At 62.3% G+C, this 865-nt stretch carries 2 protein-coding genes; both read right to left on the reverse strand.

The genetic code is table 11. From position 1 onward, the window contains the following. Positions 1–452 (reverse strand): 3-oxo-tetronate 4-phosphate decarboxylase (gene otnC, locus CPA45_RS22510; RefSeq protein WP_096655534.1); only part of this gene is annotated, 452 nt, incomplete at its 3' end. Next, positions 449–865, reverse strand: a 417-nt coding sequence (locus tag CPA45_RS22515; RefSeq protein WP_279628838.1) for a nucleotide-binding domain containing protein, incomplete at its 5' end; no start/stop codon positions are given. The genes CPA45_RS22515 and otnC, both read right to left, overlap by 4 nt.

Raw genomic sequence — 865 nt, forward strand, 5'->3', positions numbered from 1 at the left:
GCATCGCCCAGTTTGGGGTCGCCTGGAATGTGATACGGCACCAGCGGCAGCTTGCCCACCCGCATCACGTAGTAGGCGGTGAGCGGCGGAATGCAGTCGCAGGGATCTACCCCCGGCAAACATGACACCGCCACCGAGTGGGTGGAGTGGAGATGCACAATGGCCCCAGACTGCGGCCGCTCCTCATACATTGCCATATGCAAGAACTGCTCTTTGGTGGGCGCATCACCGCTGAGCAGTTGGCCGTGTTGATCCAGATGCGAGATCCGCGCCGGGTCTAGCCGCCCCAGACAGGCGTTGGTCGGGGTCATCAGCCAGCCGCCATCGTCTAACCGCACGCTGATATTGCCGCTGGAGCCCATGGTCAGGCCGCGATCAAAGAGTGACTTGCCCAGGGTGCTGATCTGCTCTCGTAGGCGGTTGTGGTGATGGCGATGCAAATGGATACTCATGCCAGCACCTCAAACGCGCGGGTAAAGAAGTCCACTCCACCAAAGTTGCCGGATTTCAGCGCCAGCGACAGTGGCGCTTCGCGGCCTGCCAAAGGGGCCTGAGTCCAGGGCACGCCGGGATCAATTTGTTCACCGATGCGCAGAGTGGTAATGCCGAGTGCCGAGACCACCGCGCCTGAGGTTTCACCCCCGGCCACCAGCAAGCGGCCCACGCCTTCATTGACCAGCGTGACGGCCAGTTGGCTCAAGGCCTCTTCGACGAGATGGCCTGCACGTTCCACCCCCAGTCCAGCTTGCGCAGCTTTCACCTTCTCTGGATCCGCCGAGGCGTAGATCAGTACCGGGACGTTGCTGGATAAGCGCTCCAGGGCAAAGGCCAGCGCCTGCTCCCACTGCTTGTCCCCGTCTGCCAG

Origin of the sequence: Vreelandella nigrificans (assembly GCF_002374315.1) — a bacterium.
Classification (GTDB): Bacteria; Pseudomonadota; Gammaproteobacteria; order Pseudomonadales; family Halomonadaceae; genus Vreelandella; species Vreelandella nigrificans.